Source organism: Kitasatospora sp. NPDC008050 (genome assembly GCF_042957465.1).
GTDB lineage: Bacteria > Actinomycetota > Actinomycetes > Streptomycetales > Streptomycetaceae > Kitasatospora.
Genome location: NZ_JBIBIJ010000009.1, coordinates 295,382 through 312,580 on the forward strand (window position 1 = coordinate 295,382; position 17,199 = coordinate 312,580).

Consider the following 17,199-nt stretch of genomic DNA (forward strand, 5'->3'; position numbering starts at 1 on the left):
TCACAGGTCGTGTCCGAGGTCGGCGGCCAGCTTCTCCAGCAGCTCGTACGCGGCGTCCGGGATCACCGTGCCGGGCCCGAAGACCGCCACGGCACCGGCCGTGTACAGCGCCTCGAAGTCCTGCGGCGGGATCACGCCGCCGACCACGATGGTGATGTCCTCCCGCCCGGCCGCGGCCAGTTCGGCGCGCAGCGCCGGGACCAGGGTCAGGTGCCCGGCCGCCAGCGAGGAGACGCCGACGATGTGCACGTCGGCCTCCACCGCCTGGCGGGCCACCTCGGCCGGGGTCTGGAAGAGCGGGCCGACGTCCACCGTGAAGCCGAGGTCGGCGAAGGCGGTGGCGATCACCTTCTGGCCGCGGTCGTGGCCGTCCTGGCCCATCTTGGCGACCAGGATGCGCGGGCGGCGGCCCTCGGCGGCCTCGAACTTCTCGACCAGGTCGCGGGTGCGCTGCACGCCGGTGGAGGAGGCTCCGGCTTCGTCACGGTACACACCGGAGATGGTACGGATCTGCCCGGAGTGCCGCCCGTACACCTTCTCCAGGGCGTCCGAGATCTCCCCGACGGTGGCCTTGGCGCGGGCCGCGTCGACGGCCAGCGCCAGCAGGTTGCCGTCCAGCGAGCCGCTGGCCCCCGCCTCGGCGGAGCGGGTCAGCGCATCGAGGGCGTGCCGGCAGGCGGCCTCGTCGCGCTCGGCGCGCAGCCGGCGCAGCTTCTCGATCTGCTGGGCGCGCACCGCGGAGTTGTCGACCTTGAGCACGTCGATCTGCTCGTCGTTGGCGACCCGGTACTTGTTGACGCCGATCACCGGCTGCCGCCCCGAGTCGATCCGCGCCTGGGTACGGGCGGCGGCCTCCTCGACGCGCAGCTTGGGGATGCCCGCGTCGATCGCCTTGGCCATGCCGCCGGCCGCCTCGACCTCCTGGATGTGCTGCCAGGCGCGCCGGGCCAGGTCGTGGGTGAGCTTCTCCACGTAGGCGCTGCCGCCCCAGGGGTCGATCACCCGGCAGGTGCCCGACTCCTGCTGGAGCATCAGCTGGGTGTTGCGCGCGATCCGGGCCGAGAAGTCGGTGGGCAGCGCGAGCGCCTCGTCCAGCGCGTTGGTGTGCAGCGACTGGGTGTGGCCCTGGGTGGCGGCCATCGCCTCCACACAGGTGCGGGTGACGTTGTTGAACACGTCCTGGGCGGTCAGCGACCAGCCGGAGGTCTGCGAATGGGTGCGCAGCGAGAGCGACTTGGGGCTCGACGGGTCGAACTGCCTGACCAGCTTGGCCCAGAGCAGCCGGGCCGCGCGCAGCTTGGCGACCTCCATGAAGAAGTTCATCCCGATCGCCCAGAAGAAGGACAGCCGCGGCGCGAAGGCGTCCACGTCAAGTCCCGCGCCCAGCCCGGCCCGCAGGTACTCCACGCCGTCGGCCAGCGTGTAGGCGAGCTCCAGGTCGGCCGTCGCTCCGGCCTCCTGGATGTGGTAGCCGGAGATGGAGATCGAGTTGTAGCGCGGCATCTTCTGCGAGGTGTACGCGAAGATGTCGGAGATGATCCGCATCGAGGGCTGCGGCGGGTAGATGTAGGTGTTGCGGACCATGAACTCCTTGAGGATGTCGTTCTGGATGGTCCCCGCCAGCTTCTCGGGCGGCACCCCCTGCTCCTCGGCCGCCACGATGTAGAGCGCCAGCACCGGCAGCACGGCGCCGTTCATCGTCATCGACACCGACATCTTGTCCAGCGGGATGCCGTCGAAGAGCTGGCGCATGTCGTAGATCGAGTCGATCGCCACACCCGCCATGCCGACATCGCCGGTCACCCGCGGGTGGTCGCTGTCGTAGCCGCGGTGGGTGGGCAGGTCGAAGGCGACCGACAGGCCCTTCTGCCCGGCCGCCAGGTTGCGGCGGTAGAAGGCGTTGGACTCCTCGGCGGTGGAGAAGCCCGCGTACTGGCGCACCGTCCAGGGCTGGTTGACGTACATCGTCGGGTACGGGCCGCGCAGGTAGGGCGCGATGCCCGGGTAGGTGCCCAGGAAGTCCAGGCCCGCCAGGTCCTCGGCGGTGTAGAGCGGCTTGACGCCGATGCCCTCCGGGGTCTCCCAGAGCTGCTCACCCACGTCCTTGCCGGTGGCCTCGCGCCAGGCGTCCTGCCACTGCTCGGCGGTGGCCGCGGCGGCCTGCTCCCCGTCGAGCCCGATGGTGGTGAAGTCGGGGATCATCGCGCCACTCCGATCTGGTCGAGGAGCGAGGCCAGGAGCGCGACCGCGTCGCCGCCCGCGAAGACGAACTCGTCCACCCCGGCTCGTTGGTAGGCCTCCCGCTGCTCGCCGGGCCGTCCGGCCAGCAGCACGGTGCCGGCGCCGGCCGCCTTCAGTGCGCCGGCCACCGACTCGCCCAGTTCAGCGTAGAGCGTGTCGCTGGAGCACAGGCAGGCCGTGGTCGCGCCGCTCGCGGTGAACTCCGCCGCCAGCGCGGCCGGCTCGGTGCCCGCGGCGAGGACCGTCTCGATCCCACCGGCCTGGAACAGGTTGGCGGCGAAGGTGGCCCGCGCGGTGTGCGCGGACGCCGGGCCGAGCGCCGCCAGGAAGAGCCTGGGGCGGCTGCCGGTGGCCGCCAGGTGCGCGTCCGAGCGGTCCCGCAGCGCCTCGAAGGCCTCCGCCCGGCGCACCCGGGGCAGGCCGCCGCCGCCGGGCCGAGCGCGGCCAGGGAGATGCGGGGCCGGCTCGCGGACCAGCGGCTGCTCGCCGAGGTTGGGGAACTCGCTGACGCCGGTGATCGGCTCGCGCCGCTTGGCGAGCCTGGCCGAGCGCTCGGCCCAGGTGGCGGCGATCCGCTCGCCGATGAGCCCGGAGTCCAGCGCGGCGCGCAGGCCGCCGGCCCGCTCGATCTCCTGGAACCAGGCCCAGGCGGCCTGCGCCAGCTCCTCGGTCAGCTGCTCCACGTACCAGGAGCCGCCGGCCGGGTCGATCACCCGGCCCAGGTGTGACTCCTCCAGCAGGATCGCCTGGGTGTTGCAGGCGATCCGGCGGGCGAAGGCGTCCGGCAGTCCGAGCGCGCTGTCGAACGGCAGCACGGTCACCGCGTCGGCGCCGCCGACCCCGGCGGCCAGGGTGGCCACCGTGGTGCGCAGCATGTTCACCCACGGGTCGCGCGCGGTCATCATCACGGCCGAGGTGACGGCGTGCTGGCGCTGCGCGGCGGCCTGCGGCGAGACCCCGCTGACCTCGGCGACCCGGGCCCACAGGCGGCGCGCGGCGCGGAACTTGGCGATGGTGAGGAACTGGTCCTCGGTGGCGGCGAAGCGGAACTCCAGCTGGCCGGCGGCCGCGTCCACGGACAGGCCGGCGGCGGTCAGCTCGCGCAGGTAGGCGACGCCGGTGGCGAGCGCGGCGCCCAGCTCCTGGGCGGGGGAGGCGCCGGCCTCGTGGTAGGCCAGGGCGTCGACGGTGAGGGCGCGCAGGCCCGGGTAGTCCCGGTGGCAGCGCGCGGCCAGCTCGGCGGCCTCGGCGAGGCGGGCGGTGGTGGCGTCGTCGCCCGTGTCATCGGCGCCGTCGGCAACGCTGCCGGTGCGGGCGAGCAGGCCCAGCGGGTCGGCGCCGAGGCTGCCGGTGGCCGCCTCGTTCGCGACCGCGCGCTCGGCCAGCAGCTGGAAGAACCGCTCGGCGGCCGCCTTGGTCTGCGGGCCGGCGTCCAGCACCACGCCCGCGAGATCCAGGTAGACGTCCCGCAGGACGGTGGGCAGCGCCGAGACCGGCAGGCCGGCCTCGCCGAGGGTGAGCCAGACCGAGCCGCCGCCGTGCTCCAGGTCGGCCAGCACCGCCTCGGCGGCGCGCGCCGGGTCCGGGTCGGCGTGGTACTGGCGGACCTCCCAGCCCGCCACCGCCGGGCCCTGCGGGCGGCCGCCACGCACGAACGGCGGGAAACCGGGATAGCCGGCCGCGGCCGGAGCCGGGGCGTCCTCGGCGGTGTACAGCGGACGGGCGCGCAGCCCGTCCTGGAGCGTGCTGGCCAGCGCGTCCTCGGCCGGTGTACCGGCGGCGATTCGCGTACCTGACTTGCTCAGGACGCCTTCGACCAGGCGCCGCCACTGCTCACGGCTTGCATCCGGGAACTCGGCGGCCAGGGGGAGCCCTTCGGGCGGGACCGTCATGGGGGCAGGTTAGTGCCCGGGCCTAAAGCCGCAGCAGGGTTACCGGGTGTGATGTTGCACTCGCTGCTCCATGCGGCGGGTCCGCGGTGGCGCCGGGGGGATTTCTCGTACCGGCCTCGCGCCTCCCCGCCCGGGTCGACTCCACCGGATCCGCCCCGGGCGGGTCGGGGTCGGGCGTGGCGGGCGAGGCATGACGTCCGATCAGAAGCAGCGCGCCGTCGCCGCGCTGGAGGCCTGCGTGAGGTCGCGGATCCGCAGCGCCCCGGGCGGTGCTGCCGCTGATCGGCCGGCTGCGGATGGGGGCGATCGTGGGGCGTCGCCCGCCGGGTGGTGAACCCGCAGGTCGGATGGTCCGTGACAGCTTGTGAGGCCGTACCGCCGGTGCGGCCCGCAGACGGGCCGAGGAGGCGGGAATGTCACGGTCTTCGGTCATTGACCAAGCGGGTGGGGCCGGGCAGGTCGTCATCACCGGGCCGGCGTGTCGTTTTGTCGACCCGGAGCTGTTCTTCGCCTGCGGACGCGCCGCCGAGGCCGGCCGGGTCGTCGACAACGGCGCCCGGGTGGCGGCGGCCAAGGGCGTCTGCCGGTGCTGCCCGGTGCGCGAGGCCTGCCTGCGGCAGGCGGTGGCGGACGGGGAGGGCGACGGCATCTGGGGCGGGCTGACCCCGATGGAGCGCCAGGTGCTGCGCCGCCAGAGCGGCGCGCTGCTGGCCCTGGGCGGGGGCGCGGTGCGGCTGGTGGAGGGGATCATCGCGGCGGGCCTGGCGCCGGACGAGCGGGACCGCCCCGCCGTCGTCCTGCTGCTGCTCAACCAGGGGTGGACCGAGCGGGAGATCTCGGCTGCGCTGCACCTGTCGGACGCCACCGTGCGCGCCGCGCGGGCGACGGCCTGGCGGGTGCTCGGGTACTGCCGCGCGCTGGGCCTCGCGCTGCCGGGCTGGGCCGAGCACAGCGCGGATCGGCTGCCACGGGGGTGACCGGCGTGTCGCGGCCCTGGCCGCGCTGCCGCCGTCCTGCCACGGCGCGGCCGTCGGCTCAGTGGGCGGCGGTGCCGCGGAAGGCGCGTCGGTAGGCGGAGGGGGTGGTGCGCAGGGCCTGGTGGAAGCGGCGGCGGAGGTTGACGGCCGAGGAGAGGCCCACGCGCAGCGCGATGGTGTCGACCGGCAGGTCGGTCTCCTCCAGCAGGGCCCGGGCGGCGGTGATGCGCTGGGCGAGCAGCCACTGGCCGGGGCTGGTGCCCAGCTGTTCGGCGAAGCGGCGGGCCAGGGTCCGCGGGGAGACGCCGACGCGGGCGGCCAGGTCGTCGACGGAGAGCGGCTGCGCCAGCCGGCCGGTGGCCCACTCCAACAGGGCGGCCAGCGATTCGGCGGGTTGCCCGGCGGTCAGCGGGACTGCCGCGTACTGGAGTTGGCCGCCCTCGCGGTGCGGGGGCATGACCATGTGGCGGGCGACCTGGGCGGCGTAGGCGGCGCCGTGGTCGGCCCGTACCAGGTGCAGGCAGAGGTCGACGCCGGCCGCCGTCCCGGCGCTGGTGGCGACGTCACCGTGGTCGACGAAGAGCACGTCGGCGTCGACCTGGACGGCGGGGAACCCGGTCGCCAGCTCCTGGGCCATCCGCCAGTGGGTGGTGGCGCGGCGGCCGTCCAGCAGCCCGGCCCCGGCCAGTACGAAGGCGCCCGCGCAGATCGCCACCACCCGGGCGCCGCGGGCGTGGGCCTGGCGCAGGGCGGTCAGGACGGCGGGGGAGGCGGGGGAGTCCGGCGTGCCGGGTGGGCGCCGGCCCGGCACCACGATGGTGTCCGCTTCCGCCAGCGCCGGCAGGCCGGCGGTCACCGCCAGCTCGTAGCCGGCCAGGGTCGGTACGCCGCCGGGGTGTTCGGCGCAGACCTGGAACGTGTAGTGGGCCGGCAGGCCGGGTCGCCGCACGCCGAACACCTCGGCGGCGATGGCCAGTTCGAAGGTCGACTGGGGCGGCTGGGCGAGCGCGACGACCCGGTGGGGGCGGTCCCCCGGGGGCGAGGAGGGCATGGCAGGAAAGTACCTCACCGTGTCGTTCCGGACACTGGGGCGGGCGGACCGCTTCCGGCCAGGCTGGACCCATGAGCGATCGAGTGAGCGATGGACGAAGCGACGAGCGGCCGGACCTGGTGCGGTACCTCCGGGTCGACGAGGTCGAGCCCACCGAGGTGGCCCCCGGCATCACCCGGCGCAGCCTGCCGAGGACCACGCTGGCCGACGGCTGGGTGATCGACTTCGCCCCGGGGACCCGGTGGCCGCGGCTGGACCGGCACGAGGGCGAGGAGCGCTACTACGTGATCAGCGGCGAGGTCATCGAGGGCGGGCGCCGGCTGGGCCCCGGTTCGTACGTGGTGTTCGCGCCGGGCAGTGCGCACCGGCCGCACAGCGAGAGCGGGGCCCGGATGCTCGGCATCAACATCCCGGTCAGCACGCCGACGGCGCCGAGCGCGGTGTAGCGCCGCCGCGTGCGTGCGGCCTGCGGGTGCCGGGGCAGGCCCGACCCGTGTCAAGGGGCAAGTGCGCCCTCCCGGCCATTCTTTGGCCGAATCCGACCCCCAACTGCCTCACCCAGTGGATTCGTTCATGTGCATGGTGTAGCCATAGTCATGACATGTTCGCGATGAAAGGAGGTTACGATGCTCAAGAAGCTGTTCGCCTGGCTCGTCCCCCCAAGAGGCGAGCGTTCGGTCCGATCGGACCGGCTTCCCGAGTTCTGGCGTCCGGCCCGCTAGGCCACCCGCCATTCGCCACGGCCCCGACCACCACAAGAGGTCGGGGCCGTGGCGTTTTCCGATGGCGTTTTTCGATGTCCGCCCGCGCGACCCGCTGCTACGCTGGCCGACATGAGCTTCCCGAAGCACGCAGTCGCGACGACGACGCCGGAGACCGTCCCGGTGCGCTGACAGCTGCTTCACGTCGACCGAGCCCCGGGGCGAGTGCCCCGGGGCTTCGCCATGTGGGTACTCGCTCCGCACCAGCCGAGGAGTCCCCATGTCCGACCAGTTGTCCCGGCCCGTTCCTGACCACCGCAGGCTCGGCCGCGAGCTCGACCTGTTCGACACCGACCCGCTGATCGGCGCCGGCCTGCCGTACTGGCTGCCGGCCGGCGCCGCCGTGCGGCACGCGGTGGAGGAGTACATCCGCGAGGTGGAGCGCCGGGCCGGCTACCGGCACGTCTACTCGCCGGTGCTGGGCAAACGCGAGCTGTACGAGATCTCGGGGCACTGGGCGCACTACCGCGAGGACATGTTCCCGCCGATGGACCTGGGCGGCGAGCAGGTGGTGCTGCGGCCCAGCCTCTGCCCGCACCACGCGGTGATCTTCCGCTCCCGGGCCCGCAGTTACCGCGAGCTGCCGCTGCGGATGGCCGAGCTGGGCGGCATGTACCGCTCCGAGCGGTCCGGGGTGCTGGGCGGGCTGACCAGGGTCCGCTCGATCCAGCTCAATGACGCGCACATCTTCTGCACCCTGGACCAGGTGGCCCAGGAGGTGCGCGCCGCCCTGGAGTTGATCCGCGAGGCCTACCGGGTGCTGGGCATCGAGGCCGCCCGCTACCGGCTCTCGCTGCCCGGCGAGGGCGGCAAGTACGTCGCCGACCAGGGGATGTGGCGCCAGGCCGGGGAGTTGCTGATCGGCGTGCTGGAGGAGGCCGGGATCGACTACGAGAGCGTGGCGGGAGAGGCGGCGTTCTACGGCCCCAAGATCGATGTCCAGATCGCCGACGGCGCCGGACGCGAGGCCACCCTGTCCACCATCCAGGTCGACTTCCACCAGCCCGAGCGGTTCGACCTGCGCTACATCGGTGCGGACGGCGCCCGGCACCGCCCGGTGATGGTGCACCGCGCGGTGATCGGCAGCGTGGAGCGGGTGGTGGCCCAGCTGATCGAGCGGCACGCGGGCGCTTTCCCCGGCTGGCTGGCGCCGGTGCAGCTGGTCGCGCTGCCGGTGGGCGAGGCCGAGGTGCCGGTGGCCGCCGCGCTGGTCGACCGGTGTGTGGCCGAGGGGTTGCGGGCGGAGCTGGTGCTGCCCGAAGAGGGCGGCCTGGGGGCGCGGATCCGCACCGCGCGGCTGGTGCCGTACCAGGCGGTGATCGGGCCCAGGGAGGCGGCGGCGGAGGCGGTCGCGCTGCGGCTGCGCGACGGCCGGCGGCTCGAACCGCTGCCGGTGGCCGAGGCGCTGGCCCGGATCGGGGCCCAGGTCGCCGCCCGCGGCGGCGAGCTGTGGGCCGCCTCCTGACGTGGCAAGGCCCCCGGGTCCGCAGCAGCGGACCCGGGGGCCGAGGGGTGTGACCGGATCAGCCGAGGGTGGCGATCGCCTCGTTGAAGGTCTTCGACGGGCGCATGGCCGCCGCGGCCTTGGCCGGGTCGGGCTGGTAGTAGCCGCCCAGCTCGACCGGCGCGCCCTGCACGGCGATCAGCTCGTCGACGATGGTCTGCTCCTGCTCGGCCAGCGTCCGGGCCAGCGGGCCGAACGCGGCGGCCAGCTTGGCGTCCTCGCCCTGCTTCGCCAGCTCCTGGGCCCAGTAGAGCGCCAGGTAGAAGTGGCTGCCGCGGTTGTCGATGCCACCGAGGCGACGGCTGGGCGACTTGTCCTCGTTGAGGAAGGTGCCGGTGGCCCGGTCCAGGGTGTCGGCCAGCACCTGGGCGTCGGCGTTGCCGGTGCTCTGCGCCAGGTGCTCGAAGCTGGCCGCCAGCGCGAAGAACTCGCCCAGGCTGTCCCAGCGCAGGTAGTTCTCCTTGACCAGCTGCTGGACGTGCTTGGGGGCGGAGCCGCCGGCGCCCGTCTCGAACAGACCGCCGCCGTTGATCAGCGGGACGACCGAGAGCATCTTGGCGCTGGTGCCCAGCTCCAGGATCGGGAACAGGTCGGTCAGGTAGTCGCGCAGCACGTTGCCGGTGACCGAGATGGTGTCCTCGCCGCGGCGGATGCGCTCCAGCGAGAAGGCGGTGGCCTGCTCGGGGGCGAGGATCTCGATCTGCAGGCCCTCGGTGTCGTGCTCCGGCAGGTACGCCTTGACCTTGGCGATCAGGTTGGCGTCGTGCGCGCGGGTCTCGTCCAGCCAGAAGACGGCCGGGTTGCCGGTGGCGCGGGCGCGGTTGACGGCGAGCTTGACCCAGTCGCGGATCGGCACGTCCTTGGTCTGGCAGGCGCGGAACACGTCGCCGGCGCTGACCGGCTGCTCGATGACCGCGTTGCCGGCCGCGTCGACCAGGCGGACGGTGCCGTCGGCCGGGATCTCGAAGGTCTTGTCGTGGCTGCCGTACTCCTCGGCCGCCTGCGCCATCAGGCCGACGTTCGGCACCGAGCCCATGGTGGTCGGGTCGAAGGCGCCGTGCTCGCGGCAGTTGTCGAGGACGACCTGGTAGACGCCCGCGTAGCTGCTGTCCGGCAGCACGGCCAGGGTGTCGGCCTCCTTGCCGTCCGGGCCCCACATGTGGCCGGAGGTGCGGATCATGGCCGGCATCGAGGCGTCGACGATGACGTCGCTCGGCACGTGCAGGTTGGTGATGCCGCGGTCGGAGTCGACCATCGCCAGGGCCGGGCCCTCGGCCAGCTCGGCCTCGAAGGAGGCCTTGATCTCGGCGCCCTGCGGCAGCGCGTCCAGGCCGCCGAGGATGCCGCCGAGGCCGTTGTTCGGGTTCAGGCCGGCGCCGGCCAGCACCTCACCGAACTGGGCGAAGGTCTTGGGGAAGAAGGCGCGCACCACGTGGCCGAAGATGATCGGGTCGGAGACCTTCATCATGGTGGCCTTCAGGTGCACCGAGAACAGCACGCCCTCGGCCTTGGCCCGCGCGACCTGGGCGGCCAGGAACTCGCGCAGCGCGGCGACGCGCATCACGGAGGCGTCGACGACCTCGCCGGCCTGGACCGGGACCGACTCGCGCAGCACGACGGTGCTGCCGTCGGCGGCCGCCAGCTCGATCCGCAGCGAGCCGGCCTCGGCGATGACCGCGGACTTCTCGGTGTGGCGGAAGTCGTTGACACCCATGGTGGCGACGTTGGTCTTGGAGTCCGAGCTCCAGGCGCCCATCCGGTGCGGGTGGGTCTTGGCGTAGTTCTTGACCGAGGCGGGCGCCCGGCGGTCGGAGTTGCCCTCGCGCAGGACGGGGTTGACGGCGCTGCCCTTGATCTTGTCGTACCGGGCGCGGGCCTCGCGCTCCTCGTCGGACTTCGGCTCGTCCGGGTAGTTCGGCAGGGCGTAGCCCTGGGCCTGCAGCTCGGCGATGGCCGCCTTGAGCTGCGGGATGGAGGCCGAGATGTTCGGCAGCTTGATGATGTTGGCCTCGGGGGTCTTGGCCAGCTCACCGAGCTCCGAGAGCGCGTCGGCGATCCGCTGGCCCTCCTCCAGGTACTCCGGGAAGCTGGCGATGATGCGCCCGGCCAGCGAGATGTCGCGCGTCTCCACCTTGACGCCCGCTGTCGAGGCGTAGGCCTGGATCACCGGCAGGAACGAATACGTTGCCAGGGCCGGGGCCTCGTCAGTGTGCGTATAGATGATGGTCGAGTCAGTCATCAGTGCTCCGCTTCACGGCTACAACGTCTTGATATCAAGATATCCCGTGACGGGCCCCTCCCGACACCAACCCCACCCCGGTGGACGTCCTGATTTGCCTTCTAGACTTACTAGGACGTCCAACTATATGGTCGGTCCGCAGGTCCGCGGTGTCGGGAGCCGGCCGGATCCGGCACGGTCCGCCGCCGTTTCGCTTCACGAGGACGGCACCGGCAGCACCGCGCCACCAGCGCATTCGGCCGGGGCGCGCAGCGCCCGTCCTCCTCTCACCACCCCACGAGAGAGCAGGAACCGATGGTCCGTGAACTGACGCATTTCATCGGGGGCAAGCACGTCCCGGGTACCTCGGGTGCCTTCGGCGACGTCTACGACCCCAACACCGGCCAGGTCCAGGCCCGGGTGCCGCTGGCGAACCGCGGCGAGGTCGAGGCCGCGATCGCGGACGCCGAGCGCGCCCAGCGCGAGTGGGCCGCCTTCAACCCGCAGCGCCGGGCCCGGATCATGATGCGCTTCCTGCAGCTGGTCGAGGGCGAGCGCGAGTCGCTGGCCCGGCTGCTCTCCGCCGAGCACGGCAAGACCATCGCCGACGCGCACGGCGACCTGCAGCGCGGCCTGGAGGTGGTGGAGTTCGCCGCCGGCATCCCGCACCTGCTCAAGGGCGAGTTCACCGACAACGCCGGCACCGGCATCGACGTCTACTCGATGCGCCAGCCGCTGGGCGTGGTGGCCGGCATCACGCCGTTCAACTTCCCCGCGATGATCCCGCTGTGGAAGGCCGCGCCGGCCATCGCCTGCGGCAACGCCTTCATCCTCAAGCCCTCCGAGCGCGACCCCTCGGTGCCGCTGCGCCTGGCCGAGCTGTTCCTGGAGGCCGGGCTGCCGGCCGGCGTGCTCAACGTCGTCAACGGCGGCAAGGAGGCGGTGGACACCCTGCTGGAGGACCCGCGGGTGCAGGCGCTCGGCTTCGTCGGCTCCACGCCGATCGCCGCCCACGTCTACGCCACCGCCGCGGCCCACGGCAAGCGCGCCCAGTGCTTCGGCGGCGCCAAGAACCACATGATCATCATGCCGGACGCCGACCTCGACCAGGCCGTGGAGGCGCTGGTGGGCGCCGGCTACGGCTCGGCGGGCGAGCGCTGCATGGCGATCTCGGTGGCCGTCCCGGTGGGCGAGGAGACGGCCGACAAGCTGGTCGCCAAGCTCCAGGAGCGGATCGCCACCCTGAAGGTGGGCCGCTCCGACGACCCGGCGGCCGACTTCGGCCCGCTGGTCGGGCGCGACGCGCTGGACCGGGTCCGCGACTACATCGAGATCGGCGTCGACGAGGGCGCCGAGCTGCTGGTGGACGGCCGGGACTTCAAGCTGGCGGGCCACGAGGACGGCTACTTCCTGGGCGCCTCGCTGTTCGACCGGGTCACCACCGGCATGCGGATCTACCGCGAGGAGATCTTCGGTCCGGTGCTCACCGTGGTCCGCGCCGCGGACTACGAGGAGGCGCTGCGGCTGCCCAGCGAGCACGAGTTCGGCAACGGTGTGGCGATCTTCACCCGCGACGGTGACACCGCCCGCGACTTCTCCCGCCGGGTCAACACCGGCATGGTCGGCGTCAACGTGCCGATCCCCGTGCCGATCGCCTACCACACCTTCGGCGGCTGGAAGCGCTCCGGCTTCGGCGACCTCAACCAGCACGGCCCGGACTCGATCCGCTTCTACACCCGCACCCGCACCGTCACCTCGCGCTGGCCCTCCGGGGTCAAGGAGAGCGCGAGCTTCAGCATCCCCACGATGGACTGAGCGGCGTGCACGACCTGAGTGAGGACCAGCTCGCCATAGCGGAGACCACAGGTGAGTTCGCCCGCGAACACCTGGCCCCGCACGCGGTGGAGTGGGACCAGAAGAAGCACTTCCCGGTGGACGTGCTGCGCAAGGCGGCGGCCCTGGGCCTGGGCGGGGTGTACGTCGGTGAGAAGTTCGGCGGCTCGGCGCTCACCCGGCAGGACGGGGTGCTGATCTTCGAGGCGCTCTCCACCGGCTGCCCCTCGATCGCCGCCTACCTCTCGATCCACAACATGGTCGCCTGGATGGTCGACCAGTACGGCAGCGAGCAGCAGCGCGAGCGGTGGCTGCCCGGGCTCTGCACGATGGAGCACCTGGCCAGCTACTGCCTCACCGAACCCGGCGCCGGCTCGGACGCCGCCGCGCTGAGCACCCGTGCGGTGCGCGACGGCGACCACTGGGTGCTCGACGGCGTCAAGCAGTTCATCTCCGGCGCCGGCACCTCGCAGGTGTACGTCGTGATGGCGCGCACCGGCGGGCCCGGCCCCGGCGGGATCTCCGCCTTCCTGGTCGACCGGGAGGACGCGGGCCTGTCGTTCGGGCCCAACGAGCACAAGATGGGCTGGAACGCCCAGCCCACCCGCCAGGTCATCCTGGAGGGCGTCCGGGTGCCCGCCGACCGGCTGCTCGGCGAGGAGGGCGGCGGCTTCCGGATCGCGATGAGCGGGCTGAACGGCGGCCGCCTCGGCATCGCCTCCTGCTCGCTGGGCGGCGCGCAGGAGGCCCTGGAGCGGGCCACCCGCTACCTCAAGGACCGCCAGGCCTTCGGTGCCCGGCTGCTGGACGCGCAGGCGCTGCAGTTCCGGCTGGCCGACATGGCCATCGAGCTGGAGGCCGCCCGGGCGCTGCTCTGGCGCGCGGCGGGGGCGCTGGACCGCAAGGACCCGCGCGCACCGGAGCTGTGCGCCATGGCCAAGCGCCATGTCACCGACACCGGCTTCGAGGTGGCCAACGCCGCTCTGCAACTGCACGGCGGATACGGCTACCTGGCCGAGTACGGTCTGGAGAAGATCGTCCGCGACCTGCGGGTGCATCAGATCCTGGAAGGGACCAACGAGATCATGCGTGTCATCGTGGCCCGCGGCCTGATCGGGGCCGCCTGATGAGCCGGCCCGACGTGACGAACGCGCCGGCCGCCTCGGACCAGGAGCAGGAGGTCCTGCTGCGCCGCGAGGGGCGGCTGGGCCACATCGTCCTCAACCGGCCCAAGGCGCTCAACGCGCTCACCCACGACATGGTGCGGCGGATCGCCGAGGCACTGGACGCCTGGGAGCTCGACGACCGGGTGTCGGCGGTGCTGATCACCGGGGCGGGCGAGCGCGGGCTGTGCGCCGGCGGCGACATCCGCGCCATCCGGCAGGCCGCGGTGAGCGGTGTGCCGCAGCTGGCCGAGGAGTTCTGGCGCGACGAGTACCACCTCAACGCCCGGATCGCCCGCTACCCCAAGCCGTACGTCGCCCTGATGGACGGCATCGTGATGGGCGGCGGCGTCGGGGTCTCCGCGCACGGCAGCGTGCGCATCGTCACCGAGCGCACCAAGGTGGCGATGCCGGAGACCGGCATCGGCTTCGTGCCCGACGTCGGCGGGATCTTCCTGCTGTCCCGGGCGCGCGGCGAGCTCGGCACCCATCTCGCCCTCACCGCGGGCACGGTGGGCGCGGGCGACGCGCTGCTGTGCGGGCTGGCCGACCACTACGTGCCCGCCGAGCGGCTGCCGCAGCTCGTCGCCGACCTGGCCGAGCTGCCGGTGCCCGACGCGCTGGCCCGGCACACCGCCACCGCGCCGACCGCGGCGCTCGCCGAGCAGCTCGACTGGATCGACGCGTGCTACGCCGCCGACACGGTCGAGGAGATCCTGCGCAGGCTCGCCGCCGACGGCCGCCAGGCGGCCAAGGAGGCCGCCGAGCAGATCGCCGCCAAGTCGCCGACCGCGGTCAAGGCCGCGCTGGCCGCGCTGCGCCGGGCCCGCTCGCTGGACAGCTTGGAGGAGGTGCTGGACCAGGAGTTCCGCACCTCCTGCGCCGCGCTCAGCGGGCCCGACCTGGCCGAGGGCATCCGGGCCCAGGTGATCGACAAGGACCGCAACCCCCGCTGGGACCCGCCGACCCTGGCGGACGTCACCGACGAGGCCGTGGCACGCTTCTTCGCCCCGCTCGGCGAGCGTGAACTCGGCCTTGCCACCACTACACCCCAGGAGCGCTGATGACCCTCGCGATCGGTTTCGTCGGGCTGGGCAACATGGGTGGGCCGATGGCCGCCAACCTGGTCAAGGCCGGACACCGGGTGACCGGTTTCGACCTCGCCCCGCAGGCGCTGGAGCAGGCCGCGGCCGCCGGCGTCCTGGCGGTGGGCTCGGCCGCCGAGGCGGTGGCCGGGGCCGACCTGGTGATCACCATGCTGCCGGCCGGCCGGCACGTGCTGGCCGCCTACGACGGTGGCCTGCTGGCCGCCGCCCGCCCCGGCACCCTGTTCGTGGACTGCTCCACCATCGACGTCGCCGATGCCCGGGCCGCGAACGCCCTGGCGGTGGCGGCCGGCCACCGGGCGGTGGACGCGCCGGTCTCCGGCGGCGTGGTCGGGGCCACCGGCGCCACGCTGACCTTCATGGTCGGCGCGGGCGAGGACGACTTCGCCACCGTGCAGCCGGTCCTGGAGGCGATGGGCCGCAAGGTGGTCCACTGCGGTCCGGCCGGGTCCGGGCAGGCCGCGAAGATCTGCAACAACATGATCCTGGGCATCTCGATGATCGCGGTCAGCGAGGCCTTCGTGCTCGGCGAGAGCCTGGGCCTGAGCAACCAGGCGCTGTTCGACGTGGCCTCCACCGCCTCCGGCCAGTGCTGGGCGCTGACCACCAACTGTCCGGTCCCCGGCCCGGTGCCGACCAGCCCGGCCAACCGCGACTACGCGGCGGGCTTCGCGGCCGCGCTGATGGCCAAGGACCTCGGGCTGGCCGCCAACGCCGCCAGGGCCGGCGGCGTGCCGGCCGAACTCGGTCTGAAGGCCGCCGAGCTGTTCGCCCAGTTCGCCGAGGGTCAGGGCGCCGCCCTGGACTTCTCGGCCATCGTCACCACCCTGCGGAAGGACGGTCAGTGACCGAGTACGAGACCATCCTGGTCGAGCGCAAGGGCCGGGTCGGTCTGATCACGCTCAACCGGCCCAAGGCGCTGAACGCGCTCAACACCCAGCTGATGAACGAGTTCGTCGCGGCGGCCAAGGAGTTCGACCGCGACCCGGAGATCGGCTGCCTGCTGGTCACCGGCTCGGCCAAGGCCTTCGCGGCCGGCGCCGACATCAAGGAGATGCAGGCGCTGGAGTTCGCCGAGGCCTACCTCAGCGACTGGTTCACCGCCTGGGACGAGCTGGGCCGGCTGCGCAAGCCGGTCGTCGCCGCGGTGGCCGGCTACGCGCTGGGCGGTGGCTGCGAGTTGGCGATGCTCTGCGACATCCTGCTCGCCGCCGACACCGCGAAGTTCGGCCAGCCGGAGATCAAGCTCGGCGTGATCCCGGGCATCGGCGGCTCCCAGCGGCTGACCCGGGCGATCGGCAAGGCCAAGGCGATGGACCTGTGCCTGACCGGGCGGATGATGGACGCCGAGGAGGCCGAACGCTCCGGCCTGGTCTCCCGGGTGCTGCCCGCCGGGGACCTGCTCGGCGAGGCGCTGGCCGTGGCCGAGACGGTGGCCGGGATGTCGGCGCCGGCCGTGCTGATGCTCAAGGAGAGCGTCAACCGGGCCTTCGAGACCACCCTGGCCGAGGGCGTCCGGTTCGAGCGCCGGCTCTTCCACGCCACCTTCGCCACCGCGGACCAGAAGGAGGGGATGGCGGCCTTCGTCGAGAAGCGGCCGGCGTCCTTCACCCACCGCTGACCTGGTCGCACCCCGCGACGGGCCGGCCGCCCTCCCCCGGAGGGCGGCCGGCCCGTCGCGCGTTCCGGCGGTCAGTCGGTGCTGCGGCGCAGCAGATAGCTGTCCATGATCCAGCCCTTGCGCTGCCGGGCCTCGTCCCGCAGCCGGCGGATGCTCTCGGCGGTCTCGGCGAGCGGGCCCGCGGCGAGGATCTCGTCGGGCGTGCCCAGGTAGGCGCCGTAGAAGATCTCCAGGCCCTGCGGGTCGATCTCGGTGAACGCGGCGCGCCCGTCCAGCATCACCACCACGTCGTCCACCCCCTCGGGGAACCCCTGGGCGAGCCGCCGCCCGGTGGTGACCTGCACCGCCCGGCCGACCCGGGTCAAGGTGGTGCGGTGGCGGGCGGCCAGCACCGAGATGCTGCTGATCCCGGGGATGACCTCGTAGTCGAAGTCCGCCCCGCCCCGCTCGTGCACCTGCTCGACCACCGCGATCACGCTGTCGTACAGGCTCGGATCACCCCAGACCAGGAACGCCCCGGTCTGTTCCGGGCCCAGGTGCTCCGCCATCAACTCCTCGACCAGGTCGGCCCGGCGCCGGCGCCAGTCGTCCACGGCCTCGGTGTAGGCGGGCGTGTGACGGTCGCGCTCGGCGTCCGGCACGTCGACCACCCGGTGGCCGGGCCGCGCGTGGTCGGCGAGCAGCTGACGCCGCAGCTGGATGAGGTCCTGGCGCTGCTCGTTCTTGTCCAGGATGAAGAAGACGTCCGTGCGGGCGATGGCCTTGACCGCCTGCAGCGTCAGGTGGTCGGGGTCGCCCGCGCCGATGCCGATGATGAGGATGTGCCGCATAC

Annotated in this window: 13 protein-coding genes; 8 read left to right on the top strand and 5 right to left on the bottom strand. The window is 73.1% G+C overall.

All coding sequences use genetic code 11. The annotated features are described in order from the left end of the window. Both scpA and ACFZB9_RS20350 read right to left on the bottom strand, forming a co-directional pair. Positions 1–2,202 carry a methylmalonyl-CoA mutase gene (scpA, locus tag ACFZB9_RS20345; RefSeq protein ID WP_391448966.1) on the bottom strand — a complete coding sequence of 734 codons (2,202 nt, stop codon included), beginning with the start codon at positions 2,200–2,202 and terminating at the stop codon, positions 1–3. Further along, positions 2,199–4,133, bottom strand: coding sequence for a methylmalonyl-CoA mutase family protein (locus ACFZB9_RS20350; RefSeq protein ID WP_391448968.1), 1,935 nt, complete (start codon positions 4,131–4,133; stop codon positions 2,199–2,201). The genes scpA and ACFZB9_RS20350 overlap by 4 nt, the downstream gene beginning before the upstream one ends. Positions 4,134–4,546: 413 nt before the next feature. On the opposite strand from ACFZB9_RS20350, the gene ACFZB9_RS20355 reads away from it, so the two are divergent. Then, entirely contained in the window at positions 4,547–5,110 is a 564-nt protein-coding gene (locus ACFZB9_RS20355) for a WhiB family transcriptional regulator (RefSeq protein ID WP_391448969.1), read from the top strand. A gap of 58 nt (positions 5,111–5,168) precedes the next feature. Here the strand turns inward: ACFZB9_RS20355 and ACFZB9_RS20360 are convergent, their stop codons facing one another. Further along, complete coding sequence (locus tag ACFZB9_RS20360) at positions 5,169–6,161, bottom strand: helix-turn-helix domain-containing protein (protein ID WP_391448970.1); 993 nt, start codon at positions 6,159–6,161, stop codon at positions 5,169–5,171. Positions 6,162–6,232: 71 nt separating this feature from the next. Here ACFZB9_RS20360 and ACFZB9_RS20365 point away from each other — a divergent pair, with 71 nt between their 5' ends. Both ACFZB9_RS20365 and thrS read left to right on the top strand, forming a co-directional pair. After that, entirely contained in the window at positions 6,233–6,607 is a 375-nt protein-coding gene (locus ACFZB9_RS20365; protein WP_391448971.1) for a cupin domain-containing protein, read from the top strand. A 535-nt stretch (positions 6,608–7,142) separates the two neighbouring features. Then, positions 7,143–8,387: a threonine--tRNA ligase gene (gene thrS / locus ACFZB9_RS20370; RefSeq protein ID WP_391448973.1), complete on the top strand. Its 1,245-nt coding sequence runs from the start codon at positions 7,143–7,145 to the stop codon at positions 8,385–8,387. Positions 8,388–8,445: 58 nt separating this feature from the next. Here thrS and ACFZB9_RS20375 read toward each other — a convergent pair whose 3' ends face one another. Then, positions 8,446–10,665 carry an NADP-dependent isocitrate dehydrogenase gene (locus ACFZB9_RS20375; protein WP_391448975.1) on the bottom strand — a complete coding sequence of 740 codons (2,220 nt, stop codon included), beginning with the start codon at positions 10,663–10,665 and terminating at the stop codon, positions 8,446–8,448. Positions 10,666–10,959: 294 nt separating this feature from the next. Here ACFZB9_RS20375 and ACFZB9_RS20380 point away from each other — a divergent pair, with 294 nt between their 5' ends. From ACFZB9_RS20380 to ACFZB9_RS20400, 5 genes are read left to right on the top strand one after another with little or no spacing between them, the layout of a single operon-like run. Then, positions 10,960–12,459, top strand: a complete 1,500-nt coding sequence (locus tag ACFZB9_RS20380) for a CoA-acylating methylmalonate-semialdehyde dehydrogenase (protein ID WP_391448976.1) — start codon at positions 10,960–10,962, stop codon at positions 12,457–12,459. Then, a complete protein-coding gene (locus ACFZB9_RS20385; RefSeq protein ID WP_391449039.1) occupies positions 12,456–13,604 on the top strand; it encodes an acyl-CoA dehydrogenase family protein in 1,149 nt (382 codons plus the stop codon). Before ACFZB9_RS20380 ends, ACFZB9_RS20385 begins: the two co-directional genes overlap by 4 nt. Before the next feature lie 14 nt (positions 13,605–13,618). Then, entirely contained in the window at positions 13,619–14,704 is a 1,086-nt protein-coding gene (locus ACFZB9_RS20390; protein ID WP_391448978.1) for an enoyl-CoA hydratase/isomerase family protein, read from the top strand. Next, entirely contained in the window at positions 14,704–15,594 is an 891-nt protein-coding gene (gene mmsB / locus ACFZB9_RS20395) for a 3-hydroxyisobutyrate dehydrogenase (RefSeq protein ID WP_391448980.1), read from the top strand. The genes ACFZB9_RS20390 and mmsB overlap by 1 nt, the downstream gene beginning before the upstream one ends. Further along, the gene (locus ACFZB9_RS20400) at positions 15,591–16,367 is read left to right on the top strand and encodes an enoyl-CoA hydratase (protein ID WP_391448982.1); all 777 of its coding nucleotides are present in this window, start codon (positions 15,591–15,593) and stop codon (positions 16,365–16,367) included. The genes mmsB and ACFZB9_RS20400 overlap by 4 nt, the downstream gene beginning before the upstream one ends. A 71-nt stretch (positions 16,368–16,438) precedes the next feature. Here the strand turns inward: ACFZB9_RS20400 and cobF are convergent, their stop codons facing one another. Further along, positions 16,439–17,197, bottom strand: coding sequence for a precorrin-6A synthase (deacetylating) (gene cobF / locus ACFZB9_RS20405; protein WP_391448984.1), 759 nt, complete (start codon positions 17,195–17,197; stop codon positions 16,439–16,441). Between the last annotated feature and the right edge of the window lie 2 nt (positions 17,198–17,199).

Coding starts and splice junctions, on each gene's coding strand:
- scpA (WP_391448966.1), bottom strand. CDS start 2,202: ATGATCCCCGACTTCACCACCATCGGGCTCGACGGGGAGCAGGCCGCC.
- cobF (WP_391448984.1), bottom strand. CDS start 17,197: ATGCGGCACATCCTCATCATCGGCATCGGCGCGGGCGACCCCGACCAC.
- ACFZB9_RS20365 (WP_391448971.1), top strand. CDS start 6,233: ATGAGCGATCGAGTGAGCGATGGACGAAGCGACGAGCGGCCGGACCTG.
- ACFZB9_RS20350 (WP_391448968.1), bottom strand. CDS start 4,133: ATGACGGTCCCGCCCGAAGGGCTCCCCCTGGCCGCCGAGTTCCCGGAT.
- ACFZB9_RS20375 (WP_391448975.1), bottom strand. CDS start 10,665: ATGACTGACTCGACCATCATCTATACGCACACTGACGAGGCCCCGGCC.
- thrS (WP_391448973.1), top strand. CDS start 7,143: ATGTCCGACCAGTTGTCCCGGCCCGTTCCTGACCACCGCAGGCTCGGC.
- ACFZB9_RS20360 (WP_391448970.1), bottom strand. CDS start 6,161: ATGCCCTCCTCGCCCCCGGGGGACCGCCCCCACCGGGTCGTCGCGCTC.
- ACFZB9_RS20380 (WP_391448976.1), top strand. CDS start 10,960: ATGGTCCGTGAACTGACGCATTTCATCGGGGGCAAGCACGTCCCGGGT.
- mmsB (WP_391448980.1), top strand. CDS start 14,704: ATGACCCTCGCGATCGGTTTCGTCGGGCTGGGCAACATGGGTGGGCCG.
- ACFZB9_RS20355 (WP_391448969.1), top strand. CDS start 4,547: ATGTCACGGTCTTCGGTCATTGACCAAGCGGGTGGGGCCGGGCAGGTC.